Source organism: Streptosporangium sp. DT93, assembly GCF_049844535.1.
Taxonomy (GTDB): Bacteria; Actinomycetota; Actinomycetes; order Streptosporangiales; family Streptosporangiaceae; genus Streptosporangium.
In genome coordinates, this window is sequence record NZ_JBNCLF010000102.1 from 1 (window position 1) to 284 (window position 284).

The following is a 284-nucleotide window of genomic DNA, read 5'->3' on the forward strand; positions in this document are numbered from 1 at the left end:
TACACGCCCGCCGACATCGCCGCCTGGGTCGCCGAACACGACATCACCGTGCTGCACGCGACCGCCTCCCTGTTCACTCTCCTGGTCGACCACGAACCACAGTTGTTCGACCGTCTACGCCGGTTCCTCACCGGCAGCGAGACCGTCTCCCCCCGCCACACCGCCCTCATCCTGCAGCGATATCCGCACCTGGAACTGGTCAACTGTTGGGGACCCACCGAGACCACCACCTTCTCCGTCTGCGGCCCTTATACGCGTGAGACCCTGCCCGCAGGTCCCCTGCC

General features: G+C 66.2%; 1 protein-coding gene. It reads left to right on the forward strand.

The features are described 5' to 3' along the window. Positions 1-284 (forward strand): AMP-binding protein (locus ACLQ2R_RS39670; RefSeq protein ID WP_425966564.1); only part of this gene is annotated, 284 nt, incomplete at both ends.